The 17528-nt window shown below is 70.1% G+C and carries 15 protein-coding genes and 1 pseudogene; 10 read left to right on the forward strand and 6 right to left on the reverse strand.

Going from position 1 to position 17528, the window contains the following annotated elements; genetic code table 11:
* The 5 genes and pseudogenes from AB0B72_RS24625 to AB0B72_RS24645 all read left to right on the forward strand — a co-directional run.
* Positions 1-183: pseudogene (locus AB0B72_RS24625) on the forward strand (sugar ABC transporter substrate-binding protein); the annotation flags it as partial.
* 179 nt (positions 184-362) lie between these two features.
* Positions 363-1253: a carbohydrate ABC transporter permease gene (locus tag AB0B72_RS24630; protein WP_367741279.1), complete on the forward strand. Its 891-nt coding sequence runs from the start codon at positions 363-365 to the stop codon at positions 1251-1253.
* Positions 1250-2071 (forward strand): carbohydrate ABC transporter permease, encoded by an 822-nt coding sequence (locus tag AB0B72_RS24635; RefSeq protein ID WP_367741280.1) that lies wholly within the window; start codon positions 1250-1252, stop codon positions 2069-2071. The genes AB0B72_RS24630 and AB0B72_RS24635 overlap by 4 nt, the downstream gene beginning before the upstream one ends.
* An 85-nt stretch (positions 2072-2156) precedes the next feature.
* Positions 2157-3881, forward strand: a complete 1725-nt coding sequence (locus tag AB0B72_RS24640) for an amylo-alpha-1,6-glucosidase (protein WP_367741281.1) — start codon at positions 2157-2159, stop codon at positions 3879-3881.
* Positions 3882-4146: 265 nt separating this feature from the next.
* Positions 4147-6318, forward strand: a complete 2172-nt coding sequence (locus AB0B72_RS24645; RefSeq protein WP_367741282.1) for an alpha-glucuronidase — start codon at positions 4147-4149, stop codon at positions 6316-6318.
* 205 nt (positions 6319-6523) lie between these two features.
* On the opposite strand, the gene AB0B72_RS24650 is transcribed toward AB0B72_RS24645, so the two are convergent.
* Positions 6524-8014 carry an arabinofuranosidase catalytic domain-containing protein gene (locus AB0B72_RS24650; RefSeq protein WP_367741283.1) on the reverse strand — a complete coding sequence of 497 codons (1491 nt, stop codon included), beginning with the start codon at positions 8012-8014 and terminating at the stop codon, positions 6524-6526.
* Between the two features lie 304 nt (positions 8015-8318).
* The gene (locus tag AB0B72_RS24655; protein ID WP_367741284.1) at positions 8319-10652 is read right to left on the reverse strand and encodes a beta-L-arabinofuranosidase domain-containing protein; all 2334 of its coding nucleotides are present in this window, start codon (positions 10650-10652) and stop codon (positions 8319-8321) included.
* A 522-nt stretch (positions 10653-11174) separates the two neighbouring features.
* Here AB0B72_RS24655 and AB0B72_RS24660 point away from each other — a divergent pair.
* Genes AB0B72_RS24660 through AB0B72_RS24670 form a run of 3 tightly spaced genes read left to right on the forward strand, consistent with a single transcriptional unit; the run spans position 11175 to position 12903 of the window.
* A complete protein-coding gene (locus AB0B72_RS24660) occupies positions 11175-11612 on the forward strand; it encodes a MarR family winged helix-turn-helix transcriptional regulator (protein WP_367741285.1) in 438 nt (145 codons plus the stop codon).
* A gap of 26 nt (positions 11613-11638) precedes the next feature.
* Positions 11639-12016 carry a Rid family detoxifying hydrolase gene (locus tag AB0B72_RS24665; RefSeq protein ID WP_367741286.1) on the forward strand — a complete coding sequence of 126 codons (378 nt, stop codon included), beginning with the start codon at positions 11639-11641 and terminating at the stop codon, positions 12014-12016.
* Positions 12013-12903, forward strand: a complete 891-nt coding sequence (locus AB0B72_RS24670) for a PhzF family phenazine biosynthesis protein (RefSeq protein WP_367741287.1) — start codon at positions 12013-12015, stop codon at positions 12901-12903. The genes AB0B72_RS24665 and AB0B72_RS24670 overlap by 4 nt, the downstream gene beginning before the upstream one ends.
* 44 nt (positions 12904-12947) lie before the next feature.
* Here AB0B72_RS24670 and AB0B72_RS24675 read toward each other — a convergent pair whose 3' ends face one another.
* The 3 genes from AB0B72_RS24675 to AB0B72_RS24685 are packed head-to-tail and all read right to left on the reverse strand — an operon-like array spanning position 12948 to position 15183.
* Positions 12948-13721, reverse strand: a complete 774-nt coding sequence (locus AB0B72_RS24675) for a hypothetical protein (RefSeq protein ID WP_367741288.1) — start codon at positions 13719-13721, stop codon at positions 12948-12950.
* Entirely contained in the window at positions 13718-14482 is a 765-nt protein-coding gene (locus tag AB0B72_RS24680) for an ABC transporter permease (protein ID WP_367741290.1), read from the reverse strand. Before AB0B72_RS24680 ends, AB0B72_RS24675 begins: the two co-directional genes overlap by 4 nt.
* On the reverse strand, positions 14479-15183 hold the full coding sequence (locus tag AB0B72_RS24685; protein WP_367741292.1) for an ABC transporter ATP-binding protein: 705 nt from the start codon (positions 15181-15183) through the stop codon (positions 14479-14481). The genes AB0B72_RS24680 and AB0B72_RS24685 overlap by 4 nt, the downstream gene beginning before the upstream one ends.
* Before the next feature lie 132 nt (positions 15184-15315).
* Between AB0B72_RS24685 and AB0B72_RS24690 the strand changes: the two genes are divergently transcribed.
* Positions 15316-16215 (forward strand): sensor histidine kinase, encoded by a 900-nt coding sequence (locus AB0B72_RS24690; RefSeq protein WP_367741293.1) that lies wholly within the window; start codon positions 15316-15318, stop codon positions 16213-16215.
* On the forward strand, positions 16212-16886 hold the full coding sequence (locus AB0B72_RS24695; RefSeq protein WP_367741294.1) for a response regulator: 675 nt from the start codon (positions 16212-16214) through the stop codon (positions 16884-16886). The genes AB0B72_RS24690 and AB0B72_RS24695 overlap by 4 nt, the downstream gene beginning before the upstream one ends.
* Positions 16887-16937: 51 nt before the next feature.
* On the opposite strand, the gene AB0B72_RS24700 is transcribed toward AB0B72_RS24695, so the two are convergent.
* Entirely contained in the window at positions 16938-17525 is a 588-nt protein-coding gene (locus AB0B72_RS24700) for a TetR/AcrR family transcriptional regulator (RefSeq protein ID WP_367741295.1), read from the reverse strand.
* Positions 17526-17528: the final 3 nt, after the last annotated feature.

Genomic DNA, 17528 nt, shown 5'->3' on the forward strand with positions numbered 1-17528 from the left:
CTGAAGGTGTGGGTGGACGCGGTCAACGCGGCCAAGGGCCGTACCAGCGACGATCTCGGCACGAAGTACCCGAAGATCTCCGAGCCGATGTGGGGCGCGGTGCAGGCGGCGCTGAGCGGGTCGAAGAACCCGCAGCAGGCGATGACCGACGCGCAGACCGCCGCGGCGAGCGCCACCCAGTAAGACACGAGGCGCGGAGTGGGTCCGGGGCTCGCCGACGCCCCGGGCCGGCTTCCGTCCTCCGAGGGATGAAGGACAGCATGAACCATGTAGCACAGACGCCGTCTCCCCCGGTCGCCGGCCAACGCGACCGGCGGGGACGGCGTCCGGCGGCACCGTCCCGGGGAGGGCGGCGCGGAGTCGTGCGCCGGCGAACAGCCGGTCAGTGGACGGCATGGGCCTTCCTGGTCCCGATCGCCGTCTACCTGATCGTGTTCTACGCATACCCGCTCTACCGCAACATCGAGCTGAGCCTGCGCCACTACACCGTTCGCTCCTTCGTGCAGGGCGACGCCCCGTTCACCGGGCTCGCCAACTACGCCCAGGTCATCAGCGACGCCACGTTCGGGCCGGCTCTGTGGCACACCATCGTCTTCACCCTGGTGTCCCTGGCCTTCCAGTTCACCATCGGGCTCGCCCTGGCCATGTTCTTCCTGAAGAACTTCCGGCTGTCGGCCACGTTGCGGGCGCTGTTCCTGGTGCCGTGGCTGCTCCCGCTGATCGTGTCGTCCTCGACCTGGTCGTGGATGCTCAACAGCGACTCCGGCGTCGTCAACGCCGTGCTCGGCGCTTTCGGCGTCGGCCCCGTCCACTGGCTGACGTCGCCGGACTGGTCGCTGTGGTCGGTGATCATCGCCAACATCTGGATCGGCATCCCGTTCAACCTGGTCGTGCTGTACTCCGGCCTCCAGGCGATCGACCCGTCCATCTACGAGGCGGCCGCGCTCGACGGCGCGGTGGGCTGGAACCGGTTCTGGAGGGTGACCTTCCCGCTGCTGCGGCCGGTGTCGGCGATCACGCTGCTGCTCGGCCTCGTCTACACGCTGAAGGTGTTCGACATCATCTGGATCATGACCAAGGGTGGGCCGAGCGGCTCCTCCACCACGTTCGCCACCTGGTCCTACCGGCTGGGGTTCGGCAACCTGCTGCCGGCCTTCGGCCCGGGCGCGGCGGTCGGCAACCTGCTGATCGTGATGGCCCTGGCCTTCGGACTCGTCTACATCCGCCTGCAGCGACGGCAGGTGGCGGCATGACGGCGACGGACCGCAGTTGGTGGCGGACCGGCCTGGGCCTGGTGTTCACGGCCCTGATGCTGTTCCCGGTCTACTGGATGATCAATGTGTCGTTCACCCGCGACCAGGACATGCGCAAGAGCCCGCCCTACTGGTTCCCCGTGAACGGGACGCTGGAGGGCTACCGGCTGGCGATCGAACAGCAGGGCCCCTATCTGGCCACCAGCCTGATCGTGGGAATCGGCACCGTCGCGCTGACCCTGGCCGTCTCGGCGCCCGCGGCGTACTCGCTGGCCAAGCTGCGTCCCCGCGGCGGCGGCGTGCTCAGCTTCGTGCTGCTGATCGCGCAGATGATCCCCGGGGTGATCATGGCGATGGGCTTCTACGCCATCTTCCTCAGCGCGGGTGTGATCAACACCGTCCCCGGCCTGATCGTGGCGGACTCGACCCTCGCCGTGCCGTTCGCGGTGCTGATCTTCACGACGTTCATGTCCGGGATCCCGGAGGAACTTGTGCAGGCGGCCCGGGTGGACGGCGCGGGTGCGCTCCGCACGTTCTGGTCGGTCGTGCTCCCCGTCAGCCGGAACTCGATCATCACGGTGTCGCTGTTCACGTTCCTGTGGGCCTGGTCTGACTTCGTCTACGCCAGCACCCTCGACGGCGGCGGCGGCCACCAGCCGATCACCCTCGGCATCTACCACTACATCGGCAACAACAACCAGCAGTGGAACGCCATCATGGCCACCGCCGTCATCGCCTCCATCCCCGCCACCGTGCTCCTCGTCATCGCCCAGCGCTACGTGGCCGCCGGCGTCACCGCGGGGGCGGTGAAGCACTAGACCCGGCCGCACGGCCGACGACGGACGCGGGGAACCGCCCCCGTTCTGTCCTTCCCACCATCTTGCTCGAAGGGACTCCCACTTCATGACCGTCGCCGCAGGCCCGGTGTTCTCCTTGCAGGAGATCCCGTTCAGCTTCCGCGGATCGTGGTTCGGCTTCTCTCCCGTGATCGGGGAGAAGACCTACGCGCAGGATGTCCATCTGGTGTCGCACCAGACCGGTATGCATCCGATCCTGCAGCTGATCCCCACCGTGGAGGGCGTCCGCGCCGAGACGACCGTCACCGCCGCACCGCACCGGCTCACCTGGGCCCACGAGACGGGCCGGATCGACCTCGCCTACGAGAACCAGGACACCGTACGGGTGCGCGGCGAGGGGCTCGGGCTGCGCCTGCTGGCGGCCGACCCGGCCCTCACGCCGTTCAGCGGCCCCTACTTCTACGCCGAGCCCGGGGACGGCTCGTGGGTCTTCACCCTGTACCAGACGGGGCGCCGTTATCGGATCACCCTGCTCGCCGGGCGGGCCGAGCCGCTGGGATCCCAGACCCTCGGCACGGCCGAACGCGGCGTCGTGCTGACCGGCGACGGCGGGCAGTGGGAGATCGCCGTCGAGGAATACGAGACGGCCCGCGCCCCCTACGCCGAGACGAAGGACTTCGAGCAGGTGGCGGCCTCCGCGCGGGCCGCCTTCGAGGCGTTCCGCGACACGGTCACCCCCTGGCGCAGCGACCGCACTCCCGCGGCCGACCTGGCCGCCTACGTCCTGTGGTCGGCCACCGTGCGTCCGGCCGGGTTCGTCACCCGGCCGGCGGTGCTGATGTCGAAGCACTGGATGGACAAGGTGTGGAGCTGGGACCACTGCTTCAACGCCATCGCTCTCGCCGGCGGCCTTCCCGAGCTGGCATGGGACCAGTTCCGGCTGGTGTTCGACCACCAGGACGCCGCCGGCGCGCTGCCCGACTCCGTGACCCACTCCGAGGTCCTCTACAACTTCGTCAAGCCGCCGATCCACGGGTGGGCACTGGGACGGCTGCGCCCTCTGCACGAGGGCGAGCCCGCCGAGGTCTACCGGCTGCTGGAGCGATGGACCACCTTCTGGCTCACCGCCCGCCGCGCCCCGGGCCGTGAGCTCGCCCACTACCAGCACGGCAACGACAGCGGCTGGGACAACGCCACCACCTTCGACGCCGAGCGCCTCGTCGAGTCCGCCGACCTGGCGGCCTTCCTCGTTCTCCAGATGCGGGAACTCGCCCGCCTGGCCGGCGAACTGGCCCGGCCCGAGGCGTCGGACCGCTGGACACAGGCGGCCGGCCGCATGCGCGACGCGCTCATCGCCGAGCTGTGGGACGGCGACCGGTTCGTCACCCGGGGCGTGCATTCGGGACGGACCTGGTCCAGCGACAGCCTGCTCGACCTCATGCCGATCGTCCTGGGGGACGAGCTCCCCGCGTCCGTCCGCGACCTGCTGGCCGCCCGGATCGAGAAGCACCTGACCGTGTTCGGGCTCGCCACGGAGCTGCCGACCTCTCCCCACTACCTGGACGACGGGTACTGGCGCGGGCCCATCTGGGCGCCCTCGACCGTCCTGATCGAAGACGGGCTCCGCCGCGCCGGCTACGCGGACCTGGCCGACGAGATCAGCGCGCGTTTCCGTGCTCTGTGTGAGAAGTCAGGGTTCGCGGAGAACTTCGACGCCCGCAGCGGGACCGGCCTGCGCGACCGCGCCTACACCTGGACGGCCAGCGCCTACCTCATCCTCGCCGCCGCCCACGAGCACCGGGAGAGCGCGGCCGGAAGCGAGCAGTCATAGGGATGTAATTTTCACCCCGGGGCCGTGGGGCGCCCTCCCCCACCCGTTTACCGGGGGAAGCCCTCTCCGGCGCGCTGGTCAGGGGGCGAAGCCGGCCGTGCGGCCGTCCGGCACGGACGATGACATGTCCGGCGGCTCCGCGCGTCCTTGACAGGATGAACGCCGCTGCCCGAACGTGTGGCGGCTGCGGCCCCTCATCACCGGGCGGATGCGCCGGTGACCGAGGGGGCCGGTCATGCTGCGCGATCCGGCCGAAGGAGCCTTCGTGACCATTCCCGAACCGACCGGCGTCCACCCGGCGTGGCTGCCGCCGGAGGCGTTCCGGGCGATCGGCTCGCGCCGTACGCTCGTGCTCGGCGCAGGTCTGCTCGTCGGCACCGTGCGGGACGAGGTGGCGCGCGCCTGCGCCGCGTACGGCGGCGCGCTGCGGCATCCGGGCGTGACCGGCGACCTGGACACGCGGGAGACGGCTCGCGGTGACCGCGCGGACGGGGCGTTCGACCTCGTGTTCGCGCTCTCCACGGCGCAGTCGCCGCCGGACGCCGTCCAGGCGGTGCGGGAGCGGTCGCGGCGACGGTACGGCGACGCCGGCCCCGGGATCGGTGACGAGGGGTTCCTGATCGCCCGGCACGACGGCGTCACGGTCGTGCTCGCCGACGAGCCGGCCGGGCTGCTCTACGGCCTGTTCCACGTCGTACGGCTCGGCAAGCCGGCCTTCGGCGCCGCCAGGCCGCTGGAGCGCCACCGGCCCGCGATGCGGCTGCGCATGCTCGACCATTGGGACAACGTCGACGTGCATCCCGTGATGGGCCAGGTCGAGCGCGGCTACGCGGGCGGCTCGATCTTCTGGCGGGACGGCGCCCTGAGCGGCGATCTCACCCGGGTCGGCGCGTACGGGCGGCTCCTGGCCGCGTGCGGGGTGAACGCGATCACGGTGAACAACGTGAACGTGCACGCCACGGAGGCCCACCTGCTGACCGACCGGCTGGGCGACGTCGCCGCGATCGCCGATCGGCTGCGGCCGTACGGCGTGCGGGTGCACCTGTCGGCCGGGTTCGCCTCCCCCATCGCCCTGGGAGGGCTGCCGACCGCCGACCCGCTCGACGAGGACGTGCGCGAGTGGTGGGCGCGCACCACGGAACGGGTCTACCAGGCGATCCCCGACCTGGGCGGCTACGTGGTGAAGGCCGACTCCGAAGGGCAGCCCGGCCCGTTCGCGTACGGGCGCAGCCACGCCGACGGCGCGAACGTGCTCGCCGACGCCCTGGCGCCGTTCGGCGGGGTCGTCCACTGGCGCGCCTTCGTGTACAACCACCGGCAGGACTGGCGCGACCGGTCCGTCGACCGGGCCCGCGCGGCCTACGACCACTTCACGCCCCTCGACGGGCTCTTCCGTGGCAACGTGATCCTCCAGGTGAAGCACGGCCCGATCGACTTCCAGGTGCGGGAGCCGTCCTCTCCGCTCATCGCGGCCATGCCCGCCACCCGCGTGGCTGTGGAGCTCCAGGTGACCCAGGAGTACACCGGCCAGCAGCGGCACGTGTGCTACCTCGCCCCCATGTGGAGCGAGGTGCTGGCGTTCCGTCCCTGGGGGCCCGCGGGACCCGACGTGGCGCGCATCGTCGCGGGCGCGGCGGCGGACCGCGACGACATCGGGACGGAGCACGACGGGTGGACGGCGGACGAGACGGGTTGCCTGGTGGGGGTGTCCAACGTGGGCGACGACCCCTACTGGACCGGCCACCCGCTGGCGCAGGCCAACCTGTACGCGTTCGGCCGGCTCGCCTGGGCGCCGTGGACCGACCCGGGCGCGATCCTCGACGAGTGGATCGATCTCACCTTCGCGCCGGCGGAGACCGGCGACGCAGAGCGGCTGCGACGCACCCTGCATGCTGTCATGGACGGCTCGTGGCGCACCTACGAGCGGTACACGGCGCCGCTCGGCGTCGGGTTCATGGTGCGTCCCGGGCACCACTACGGCCCCGACGTGGACGGGTACGAGTACACGCCGTGGGGCACCTACCACTTCGCCGACCGCGACGGCGTCGGCGTGGACCGCACCCGCGCCACCGGCACCGGCTTCACCGGCCAGTACCCGCCGCCCTGGTCGGAGGTGTACGAGTCGCTCGAACAGTGCCCCGACGAGTTGCTGCTGTTCTTCCACCACGTCCCGTACGGGCATGTGCTGCACAGCGGGTCCACCGTGATCCAGCACATCTACGACACCCACTTCGCCGGCGTCGAGCAGGTGGCCGAGACCCGGGCGCTGTGGGCGAAGCTCGCCGGCGCCGGTCCGGTGCCCCCGGACGTGCACGCCCGGGTCAGCGAGCTCCTCGACGAGCAGCTCCGCTGCGCGGAGGAATGGCGTGACCAGATCAACGCCTATTTCTTCCGCAAGTCGGGAGTCCCGGACGCACACGGACGCCGGATCCCCTGACGCCTCGGCTCCCGGCTCCCCACGTGCCGGTGTCCCGCGGAGCTGACGAGATCTCCACGGGACACCGGGGTCTTCGCGAAGCCTTCCAGGAGGAAGGCCTCGGTCATCGGGCGACCTCCGGACGTGGACGGCCTGAGGACCTCAGCGGGGTCGCTGAACACCGGTCCGCCGGACGTCCCGCCGTCGGGCGATCGTCATGCGGTCTCTAGCGGTAACCGGCGGCGACGATGTTGGCCTGCACCGCGTTGTCGGTCGCGTCGGACGGGTAACCCGAGACCATGGCTCCTTCGTAGAAGGTTCCCTGGCTCTGGTTCCTGTTGTCGATGCAGCAGTCACCGCCGCTGCCCAGGATGATGGCCCCCTGCTTCCTCATGGGGCTGTACCCACGGGGAAGTGAGCCGTCGTAGAGGGTGGAGAGGCTGCCGGACTGGGCGTTGCTGCCCTTGATCGCGAATCGCGTCGTCCCGTTGTTCTTGAGCATCGCGGTGACGAACTTGTTGGGGAAGGTCCTCTGGTTCGGGTTCCAGGAGGAGCTGCCCCCGGGGTAGAGCCCGTATTCCAGATCCGCCTGGACCCAGGGACCGGATCCCGAGCACCCGCCGAACCAGCAGCTCGAACCGAAGTAGATCGCGTCCATGGCGCCGGCGCCGTCGGCCCGCCGGGTCGTCTCGCTGTTGCCGTAGTCGAAGCAGCAACCGCTGTTGTAGTGCGTGCCGCTGGTCACCATGTACATGCCCTCGGGGGCGCTGCCGGTGGGGACGCCCGTGGAGGAGCCGTTGCGCCAGTAGCTGTTGCCGGGGTTGATGTAGAGCGAGTAGGCCTTGCTGCCCCCGACCGTCAGCGACTCGGTGTCCGCCCTCGCGGGGCCGGCGGCGCCGCCGACTCCGCCGGAGCCCTGGTAGCCGAGGTTGTTGCCGCGCCCGGACTGGTCGTAGACGATCGTGGTGACGCAGGTGGTGCCGGAGCAGAAGGAGTCCTGGGCGGCGGCGTTGGCGGCTCCGCCCGTGGTCAGCACGCCGATGTTCCTGGTCGTGTTGTCGGATGAGCGCCTCACCTGGTACAGGTTGCCGCTGTAGGAGCGGTAGAGCGCGCGCACCGTGCTGTGCGCGGCGATGCACGGCGTGCCGCCCGCGGCGTAGATGTCACACGGCAGGTTGCCCGTCGCCGGTGAAGGCGAAGGTGAAGGGCTGGGAGACGGACTGGGTGAAGGGCTGGGAGACGGGCTCGGCGAGGGACTGGGTGAAGGGCTCGGCGAAGGGCTCGGCGAGGGGCTGGGCGAGCCGGTCACGCCGGTGCAGGTCGTGCCGTTGAGCGTGAACGACGCCGGCACGGGGTTGCTGCCGTTCCAGGCGCCGTTGAAGCCGAAGCTCGTGGAAGCCCCGCCGCCCAGCGCCGCGTTGTAGGCGGCGTTGGTGACCGTCACCTGGGCACCCGACTGTGTCACCGAGCCGTTCCACAACTGGGTGATCGTCTGCCCTGCGGTGAACGACCAGGTCAGCTGCCAGCCGTTGATCGGGTCACCGAGATTGGTGATGGTGACGTTCGTCCCGAAGCCGCCCGGCCACTGGTTCGTCACCGCGTAGTCGACACGGCAACCGACGGCGGCCTGGGCGGTGGTCGCGGTCAGCGCGCCGGCCACGCTCACCAGGGCGGCGACTCCGGCGGCCAGCAAGAGCCGAACACGTGGAATTTTCATGAGTGCTCCCGAAGGTACGTGCTGCGGAGAGTGGTCGGCGCCAGCGGCGAAACTCGCATTCTCGCGGATGACCCGGCCCGCAATGGAGACGCAATAATGCCGATCGATTCGATGAGAATTCCTCGGAGCGACTGATTTGCGTTTCCAGTCAGAGGGAAAGAAAAGGCTTTCCTGTTAACGATAACAATGCATGAATCATCAGGCTCGGCACTGGGTTGTTCGGGCCGATGCCGGTGCCGTGCGAGCTCCCGGATGCCGGCCTGCCCGGCCGGGTGCTCGACGGCACCGGTCCGCCAGAACGGTTCTAGTTGTTGGCCACCAATCGCCACCGGTTGTCGGCGGTTCCGTTGTCGGAGTCCTGGACGGCCTGCGCGCCGTTGGCGGTGGAGTTGTTGGCGATGGCGAGCAGCTTGCCGCTGTTCACGTTGCGGATCTTGTAGGTTCCGTCGCCGTTGTCGACCAATGTCCACCGGTGGTCGGCGGTGCCGTTGTCTGACCACTGCAGAACGCGGGCGTTGTCGGAGGTGGACATGTTCTCCACTCCCAGCACCTTGCCGCTGTTGACGTTGCGGAACCGCACGGCGCTGCCGTCGGTGATCATCACCCAGTTGTGGTCCGCGGTGCCGTTGTCGGTCCACTGCAGCGCGAGACCGCCGTCGGCGGTGGACATGTTCTGGATGCCGAGGCACAGGCCGCTGGCCGCGTTGACCAGCCGGTAACTTCCCGACCCGCCGGTGCTCTGCCCTGTGGCGTTCCAGTAGACGGTGTAGTTGTGCCCCTGCGCGTCGTAGAAGGGGATCAGGTTGACCGTCGCGTTGTTGGCGGTGGCGGTGAAGGTGAGCGCCGTGGTGCTGGTCCGGGTGATCGACGAGGTGGTCAGGGTCGGCAGCGCCGACAGCGAGGTGTTGCCGTAGTTGCCCGACAGTACGACCGGACCGTAGGTGATCGCCGCGACGTTGGCGTTGTCGTTGGCGGCCTTCATGACCACGCGCATGGGCAGGCGCACCGTGACGGTGTCGCCGGAGGTCCACGAGCGGGTGAGGGTGGCGTAGGAGCCGGGCGTGGTGTCCACGCTCTGCTGCACGCCGTTCACGCTGATCGTGGCGCCCGACGTCCAGGCGGGGATGCGGATCCGCATCGTCCAAGAGTCGCCGACGCTGCCGGTGACCTGCAGGGTCGTGGTGTCGCTCGCCGGATAGGACGTCGTCTGGGTGACCGTGATGCCGCGCTGGGACCAGTTCAGTGTGGACGGCTGGAACATGTTCACGAACAACGTGGTGCCGTTGTAGGAGTAGATGGCCTCCACCAGGTTCGTGTTGACCTCCACCCCGGTTCCCTGGCAGCACCAGAACGAGTTGTAGTCGGTGCTCCACGTGCCGCCGCCCCACGCCGGGCCGACCCCGCGGCGGCCACCGGGCTTGAGGGGGGTGAAGTAGGTGATGTGCCCGTGGGCGTCCGCCGGGTTCTGCGCGCCGATGATGTGGTTGAACAGCGCCCGCTCGTAGAAGTCCATGTAGGACGCCTGGCCGGGGTTCAGCAGCCACAGCTCGCGGGTGAGCTTGAGCATGTTGTAGGTGTTGCAGTGCTCGCAGGTGTCGTTGCTGAGGTATCCGGCGATCGCGTTGGGGGCGCGGAAGTGCTCGGCCTGGCTGTTGCCGCCGATCGCGTACGTGTGCGCGTTGACGGTCATGTTCCAGGCGTTGTTCGCGATGTCCCGGTAGCGGGTGGTGCCGGTCGCCTTGTACTCCCGTGCGGCGCCGATCCACTTGGGCACCTGCGTGTTGGCGTGCAGGCCGTTGAGCTGGTCCTGGTTAGAGGCGAGCGGGTTGAACACGGCCGCGTGGTCGAACCGCTGGGCCGTCGTGAGCCAGCGTCCGTCCCCCGTCATCTGGTAGATGTCGGTCAGCACCGCGTTCATGCCGCCGAACTCGGTGCCCAGCATGTTCTGCATCTGGCTGGAGCTGAGCCGGGAGGTGCGCTGGTCCACCCAGCCGGCGAGCGCGAGGAGCACGTCGCGGGCCTGGGTGCTGCCGATCAGGCGCCACACGTCGAGCAGGCCGGCCAGGGTTTTGTGGACGCAGTAGTACGGCACGTTGCCGTTGCTCAGCGTGCGCGCTTCGAGGGCGCTGAAGTCCGACTCGGGGAAACCGGAGAGGTAACCGGCGCCGAACCCGGCGGCGCCGTTGTTCGCCTGGCACTTGGCGAGTTCGGCGACCATGTAGGTGGCCTTGTCCCGGCAGGTGGTGTCGCCGAGCACGGCGTACGCCTGGGCCCACGCGGTGAGGAAATGCCCCTGCATGTGGGTGCGGAAGGGGAATGACGGGGCGTCCCACCCGCCGTTCGAGGCGGCGCCGTTGGTGGACAGCCGGTGGTTGGCCCGGAAGTTGTACAGCAACCGGTTGACGTCGACGAACCGGAGATAGGAAAGGGTGCGGTTCTGGTTGTCCAGCCAGCGGCCGGAGGTGAGCCGGACCTGCCCGAGGTCGAACAGATAGGCGGACACGCCGATGTCGGCCCGGGCCGGGGCGACCGCGGCCTCGGCGGCCGACGTGCCGGCGACCTGCCCGACGGCCGACGCGGCCACGGCGATGCCGGCGGCCTGGAAGAGCTGACGGCGGTTGAGCGATGGGGATGACACGAGACCTCCAACATGGTGGGCTGCGGCCGCCCGGATGCCACGGGCGACGTCACGGCCGCCTCGCCGCCCTCGACGGCCGCGGGATGAAGACAGGGACAACGGGTGGGGAGGGCGGGCACGGCTATGGATGAACGGCGGGCGGGCCGGTAGGAAACTTCGGAAAGTACTGCCTTTCCTCGCGCTTGGACCTCCCTCATTGTTAGCGCTAACAAACAAATGCCGATCACCCCACGGGGGCCCTCACGCTAGGGAGGAGGCAGGAGTGCGTCAACGGAAAGGGGTGCGGCCCGCTCGAATTCGCTGTTCCAGGACGGATACCGCTGTAACTTTCAGACAGGCCGCCGTCGCACCGGAGCCCGGTGCCGCCAGAGCCACTCCCCCGCGCCTCGGTCGCACGGTCCGCTCTCCGTCCGCGGCCTGTCCGACGCGGCCGGATCACCTGCCACGCACTGCGGCGTACGGGCCGAGGTGGCCCCCTGCGAGCCGTTGACGGTACCCAAAAGCGTGTATATACACTGAATCATGGAACCTGCGGAGACGGCGTGTGTGTGCTCCACCCTGCGGATGGCCACCCGTTCGGTGGCTCGCCTCTACGACCAGGCGCTGGCGCCCGCGGGCCTGCGGGCGGCCTCCTACTCCATCCTTTCCCGGTTGGACGCCGAGGGGCCGATGACGATCACCCGGCTGGCGGCGCGTCTGGCCCTGGAGCGCACGACCTGCTCGCGAGAGGTCGAGGCGCTCGCCAAGGCCGGGCTGCTCCACGTCGAGGTCGGCCAGGATCGCCGCCGGCGTCTCGTGCAGGCCTCCCCCGAAGGCGCGCGGAGACTTGCCGAGAGCCGCCCGCACTGGATCGCGGTCCAGCGGCGGATCGAAGGCGCCTTCGGCTCCGAGGACACCGCCCATCTGCTCGACCGCCTGCGAACGCTGCATCGCCAGTCCGAGCGCCTGGCGGCCGGATGACCCGCCGGACGAAGGAGCATGATCTCGTGTCACGTGACGTCGTCACCACCGGAAAGATCGCAAAGCCGGCCGGGCCGTTCTCGGCGGCCGTCCGCCGCGACGGACTGGTCTTCGTCAGCGGGCAGATCGCCCAGGACCCCACCACGGGCGCGCTCCGCGAAGGTGACGCCGCCGTTCAGGCCGAGCAGGTCCTGCGGAACCTGACCGCGGTGGTGGAGGCCGCCGGCCGGAGTCTGGACGATGTGATCCGCGTGGGCGTCTATTTGAGGGACATGGACGACTTCGCGGCGGTCAACGCCGTGTACGAGAGGTTCTTCACCGCTCCCTACCCGGCGCGCACCGCCATCGGCGTGGCGGCGTTGCCCCTCGGAGCGGTCGTCGAGATGGACGCCGTCGTCGGATGAGCACCGAATACGGCTATTGCATCGCCGATGTGTTCACCCGGGCCCCGTTCGGAGGTAACCAGCTCGCCGTCCTCCCGGACGCGCGCGGGCTGTCCGATCGGCGGATGCAGGACGTGGCCAAAGAGTTCGGCTTCTCGGAGACCACCTTCGTGTTCCCTCCCGACGATCCGCGCAACACCCGCAAGGTGCGGATATTCACCCCCGCCTCCGAGTTGCCCTTCGCCGGGCACCCCACCGTGGGAACCGCGTCCGTGCTGGCGACGCAAGGGCACGTCGATGTGACGCGCACCGGTGGGACGCTGATCCTGGAGGAGGAGGTCGGGCCGATCAGCGTGGAGGTCGACGGCGCGTTCAGCCGCTTCACCACCACGGCGCCGTTCGAATCTCCCGGCTCCGGACCGTCACCCGAGGCGGTGGCGACGGCTCTGTCACTGCCGGAAGAGGACATCGTCGGCTGCTGGTACGGCAGCGTCGGGCTGAGGTTCTGCTACGTGCGGCTGAAAAGCCGGGAGTCCGTCGATCGCGCCGTGCTCAACCGGGCGGGGTGGTCGGCCGGCATCGCGGGCGGCTGGTCCCCGCACCTTTACGTCTTCGCCGTCGAGTCCCGCGACCAGGACCACATCTACGCACGGTCCTTCGTCCCCGCCCTTGGCGTGGAGGAGGACCCGGCGACGGGCTCCGCCGCCGCCGGGCTGGCCGCCGGGCTGGCCCGGCGGCGTGCCGGCGTCCACACCGCCCTGAGCCTCCGCATCCACCAGGGGGTGCGGATGGGGCGCCCCAGCGTGATCGAGGCCACCGCCCACATCCGGGACGGCCGCCTCCAGCGCGTCTCCGTCGGCGGCTTCACCACGGTCGTCGCCCGGGGCGTCCTCACTTTGCCGAGCTGAGGGCCGCCGGCCACTGCGGTTCTCGGCCGGCGGCCCCGGAGGCTTCACATGTCCCGGCGGCGATACCCGAGCAGGGCGACGGCGATGAGGACGACGGTCCAGGCCGTGAGAAGCAACGCACCGTGCGCCGGCGTCACCGCGTCCGAGTTGCCGGCCACCGGGAACCACATGGCGGATCCGGCGCTGTCCGGGAGGTACTTCGCCGCAGCGGCGTGGTCACGCAGGAGCGGCCCGGCGACGAAGAGGTACCCCAGCAGGACGACGACCGCCGCGAGCGTCTGACGCACCAGGACGCCGACCGCCACGCTGATCGAGGTCGTGAGCACGAGGTACGCCGTCACGCCGCTCAGCGTTCCCGCGACATGACCCGAGGTCACTGGCGTGGCCGTGTCGCCCAGCGCACCGGCCGTGAGCATCACTCCGGACGCGGCGGTGATCGCCGCCGCGGGAAGCACGACGATCGCCACCGCGAGCTGCTTCGCGGTGAACTGGAGGGCGCGGCGTGGCATCGCCGTCAGCGTGGTCCGGATCTGGCCGCCGGTGTACTCGGAGCAGGCGGCCAGGACGCCGAGGACGACGAACCCGGCCTGCGCGTAACCGATCGATGCCAGTCCGACGTCCAGTGCGCTCTTGGTGCCGGTCGAGCCGCGGAGACCGGCGGCCGTGAAAGCGATCGTGAGGATCAGATTCACCGCCAGAGCGCCTCCGGCCGTGAGCCAGGTCGCCGGAAGGGAGACGAGTTTCGACAGCTCCGCCGTGAGCGCCTGGGCCGCTTCCCGGCCGCGGGTTCGAACCGGCGGCGCGGGGACGGTGGTCATGCGTCCCTCCGCGTGAACGCAATGGCGGCGATCGGGAGCAGCGCCGTCACCCAGGCGGTCATGACCAGGCCTCCGGTGAGCGGGCTCATCTCGACGGAGTCGCCGCCGAGCTTCGGTATGAACATACGGACCCCGGCCATGTCGGGCAGATAGTTCGCCAGCGTCGTGATCTTGGTCAGCAAGTAGGTGACGCTGACCACCGAGGTGTTCGTGATGAGCAGCGCGAGCGGGACGACCCCGTGGCGGGTGAGCACGGTGACTCCGCAGGCGAGGAGCGCCGTGTAGACCCAGTAGCAGACCACGCCGGCCAGCCGCGCGATGTCCTCCGCCCCCAACGCCGGGGCGTGCTCTCCGAGTGCCACCCGCACGGCGCCCATGGTGGCCGCCGCCGCGACGATCGCGAGCAACGCGCTGACGACTGCGATGGCCGACATCTTCGCGAGCAGGAGCCGCAGGCGGGAGGGGACGGCGGTCAGGCTGGTGGTGATCTGCCGCCCGCCTCCCGATTCCGCGCTCTCGGTGAAGTACTCGCTGCTGACGCCGACGACGCCGAGGACGATCACTCCGACCACGCCGAAAGCCAGTTCCTGATAGCCGGTGTCCACCCCGGCGGCGGTCTTCGCGCCGCGGCTGATCGCGTCAAGGGCCGAGGAGGCGGTGATCGCGGCGATCACGCTCGGCACGAGCACCCCGGCCGCCATCGCGATCCACGCCGACGGCAGCGAGACGAGCTTCGAGGCCTCTGCCGCGAGCACCCTCATCGCGCGCCGCCGGTGGTGAGGGCGAAGTACGCGTCCTCAAGGGTGCGGTGTGAGCCGGTGATCTCTTCGAGGGTGCCGTCCGCCACGACCCTGCCCCGGTTGATGATCACGACGTCGTCGACCGTTTCCGCGAGCTCTCCCATCAGGTGGCTGGACAGCAGCACAGTCCGGCCGGACGCGGCGCGTTCGCGAAGGAAGGTCCTCATCCACCGGATGCCCTCCGGGTCCAACCCGTTCACCGGCTCGTCCAGGACCAGTGTCTCCGGGTCCCCGAGCAGCGCCGCCGCCAGCCCGAGGCGGCGCCCCATGCCAAGGGAGTAGCCGCCGACCCGCTTCGACGCGGCGTTCGTCAGGCCCACGACCTCAAGCACCTCGTCGACCCGCGCACGCGGCAGTCCCGCCGAGCGGGCCACCCACCGCAGGTGCGCCCGGCCCGTCCGCGCCCGATGCGCGCCGGAGCCGTCCAGCATGGCCCCGACCGTGCGGAGCGGATCGGGAAGCCGTACGAACGGGACAGAACCGATGAGCGCCGTGCCGGATGTCGCCCGGTCCAGGCCGAGCAGAATGCGCAGCGTGGAGCTTTTGCCCGCCCCGTTCGGGCCGAGGAACCCGGTCACCCTTCCGGGGCGGGCCTGGAAGCCGACGCCGGTCAGAATGTCTGCGGAGCCTCGCCGCTTGACGAGGTTCTCGATCGTAATCACGCTCACATCTGAGCTCGGAGCACGCCCCGCTGTCATGGGGCCGAAGGCGGGCCTTGGTCCTGCGGCTCAGACCCGGGCCTCTCCGACCCTGGACCGATGCCTTGCTCACCCCCGAGTCCTTAGACTTGGAAGGTGAAGGCGGCGGGCGTACTTCCAGAACCCAGGCGGCGGGTCTGGCCGCTGACCATCGCCGTTCACGTCGTCCTCCTGCTCACCCTTCTCGCGGTCGGCCGCGACGGCCCCGCCGCGGTCGTCATCCCGATCGCGATCGCCACGCTGGCGTTGACGGTCACCGTGGTGGCGCTGTTCAGCGCGCGACGGCAGCGGATCGCGTACGAGGCGCGGCTGACGGCGTGGGCCGGCGAACGCGCGACACAAGCCGAGCGGCTGCGAATCGCCCGCGAGCTGCACGACATCGTCTCCCACGGCCTTGGGCTGATCACCGTCCGGGCGGGCGCGGCGCGCCATCCCGGCACGGAAGACGACAGCTCCGCCGCGCTGTCGGATATCGAGCGCATCGGCCGGCAGACCACGACGGAGCTACGCCGGATGCTCAACGTGCTGCGTGACTCGGCTGGCACGGCCGCGCCTCTGCGGCCCGCGGAATCGCTCCGCGACCTGCCGGCCATCGTCGAGGACGCCGAAAGAGCGGGCCCGACCGTCACCGTCGAGCTCGGCGAGATCGCCGGCATCAGCTCCGGGGCCCAGCTCGCGATCTGCTCCGTCGTGCGTGAAGCCCTCACGAACACCGCTCGGCACGCCGGCCCCACGGCCGCGACCGTCCATGCCCGCCGCGACGGCGACTGGATCGTCACCACCGTCTGGGACGAAGGCCCCGTGGACGGATGGACGCCTCACCCGGGAGCGGGGCACGGGATCGAGGGGCTCAGGGAACGCGTCACCGCCATGGGCGGGACCTTTCAGGCTGAGCACGCCGGGAACGGGTTTCGCGTCACCGCCCGTATTCCCGAGGCCCGTACTCCCGAGGCCCGTATTCCCGAGGCCCGTATTCCTGAGGCCCGGACGTCATGAGCGACCGCGGAACGCCGATCCGGGTCGTCATCGCCGACGACCAGCCGCTGCTGCGTCACAGCCTCGCGGCCGTCATCAACGCCGATCCCGACATGACGGTGGCCGGCGAGGCGGGCACGGGCGACGAGGCCGTCGCACTCAGCGCCGAAGTGGGCCCCGACGTCATCCTCATGGACATCCGGATGCCCGGCACCGACGGAATCGCCGCCACCCGCCACATCATGGCCAACCCAGACACCGCGCACACGAAGATCATCGTCTTGACGATGTTCGAACTCGACGAGTACGTCCGCGCCGCCCTCCAAGCCGGCGCCGGCGGCTTTCTCCTCAAGGACTCCCATCCCGACACCCTCCTCGACGCGATCCGCCGGACTCATCGGGGCGAGTCGCTGTTCGCTCCGACAGTCCTGGCACGCCTCATCGAGGCGTACATCGCCCAGCCTCCGTGTGCCGGATCGGCGAGCCTGGACGCTCTCACCGAGCGGGAGACCGAGGTCCTCACCTGGGTCGGACGCGGCCTCTCCAACGACGAAATCGCGGCGAGACTCACGATCTCGGTCAAGACCGTCAAGACACACATCGGCAACCTGCTGAGCAAGCTCCAGGCACGAGACCGCGCGCACCTCGTCATCGCGGCCTATGAGAGCGACCTCGTCCGCTCGACGCGCTGAACGCGCCCGGCTTTCACGACCCCGGCTTTGGTCCATCCGTGTCCGGCGACCTCAGTCTGAGGCCGCGAGCACCCGGAGCATGACGGCGCGCAGCGCCTCTGCCGCCTCGGCGCCTGACATCCGGCCGGCTTTCACCTCTTCGCCCGCGGCGTGGCCGATCTTGATGATCACCGCGGCGAGCCAGCCGGACGGGAGCCGGTCGTCGAACTCTCCGCTCTCCTGGCCGCGCCGGATGACCCGGCTGATCCGATCGGCGACGGGTGCGTGGCGTTCCCTGTCGGCCTCCGGGCTCACCGGGAGGGAACCGATGCGCCGGGTGAGGACGGGGTACCGCTCCGCGGTCTGGGCGCCGGCCTGAAGTACGCGCATCAACGCGTCCGCGGCCGGTCCGGCGTCCGGCTCGGCGGCGTCCATCGCCGCGACGGCGTCCTCGGTGATCCGGTCGACGACGGCCGCCATCAGGTGCTCCCGTGACGGGAAATGGGCGTAGATGGTCTGCCGGGTCATTCCGGCGGCGGCGGCGATGGCGTCGAGGCTGGCGTCCGGCTGCGTGTCGAGCAGCCGGGCCGCCGTCTCGACGATGGCGTTCCTGTTGCGGCGGGCGTCGGCACGGCGGTTGCGCATCGGCGGCAGACTCATCTC

This window comes from Microbispora sp. NPDC049125 (assembly GCF_040802045.1).
GTDB lineage: Bacteria > Actinomycetota > Actinomycetes > Streptosporangiales > Streptosporangiaceae > Microbispora.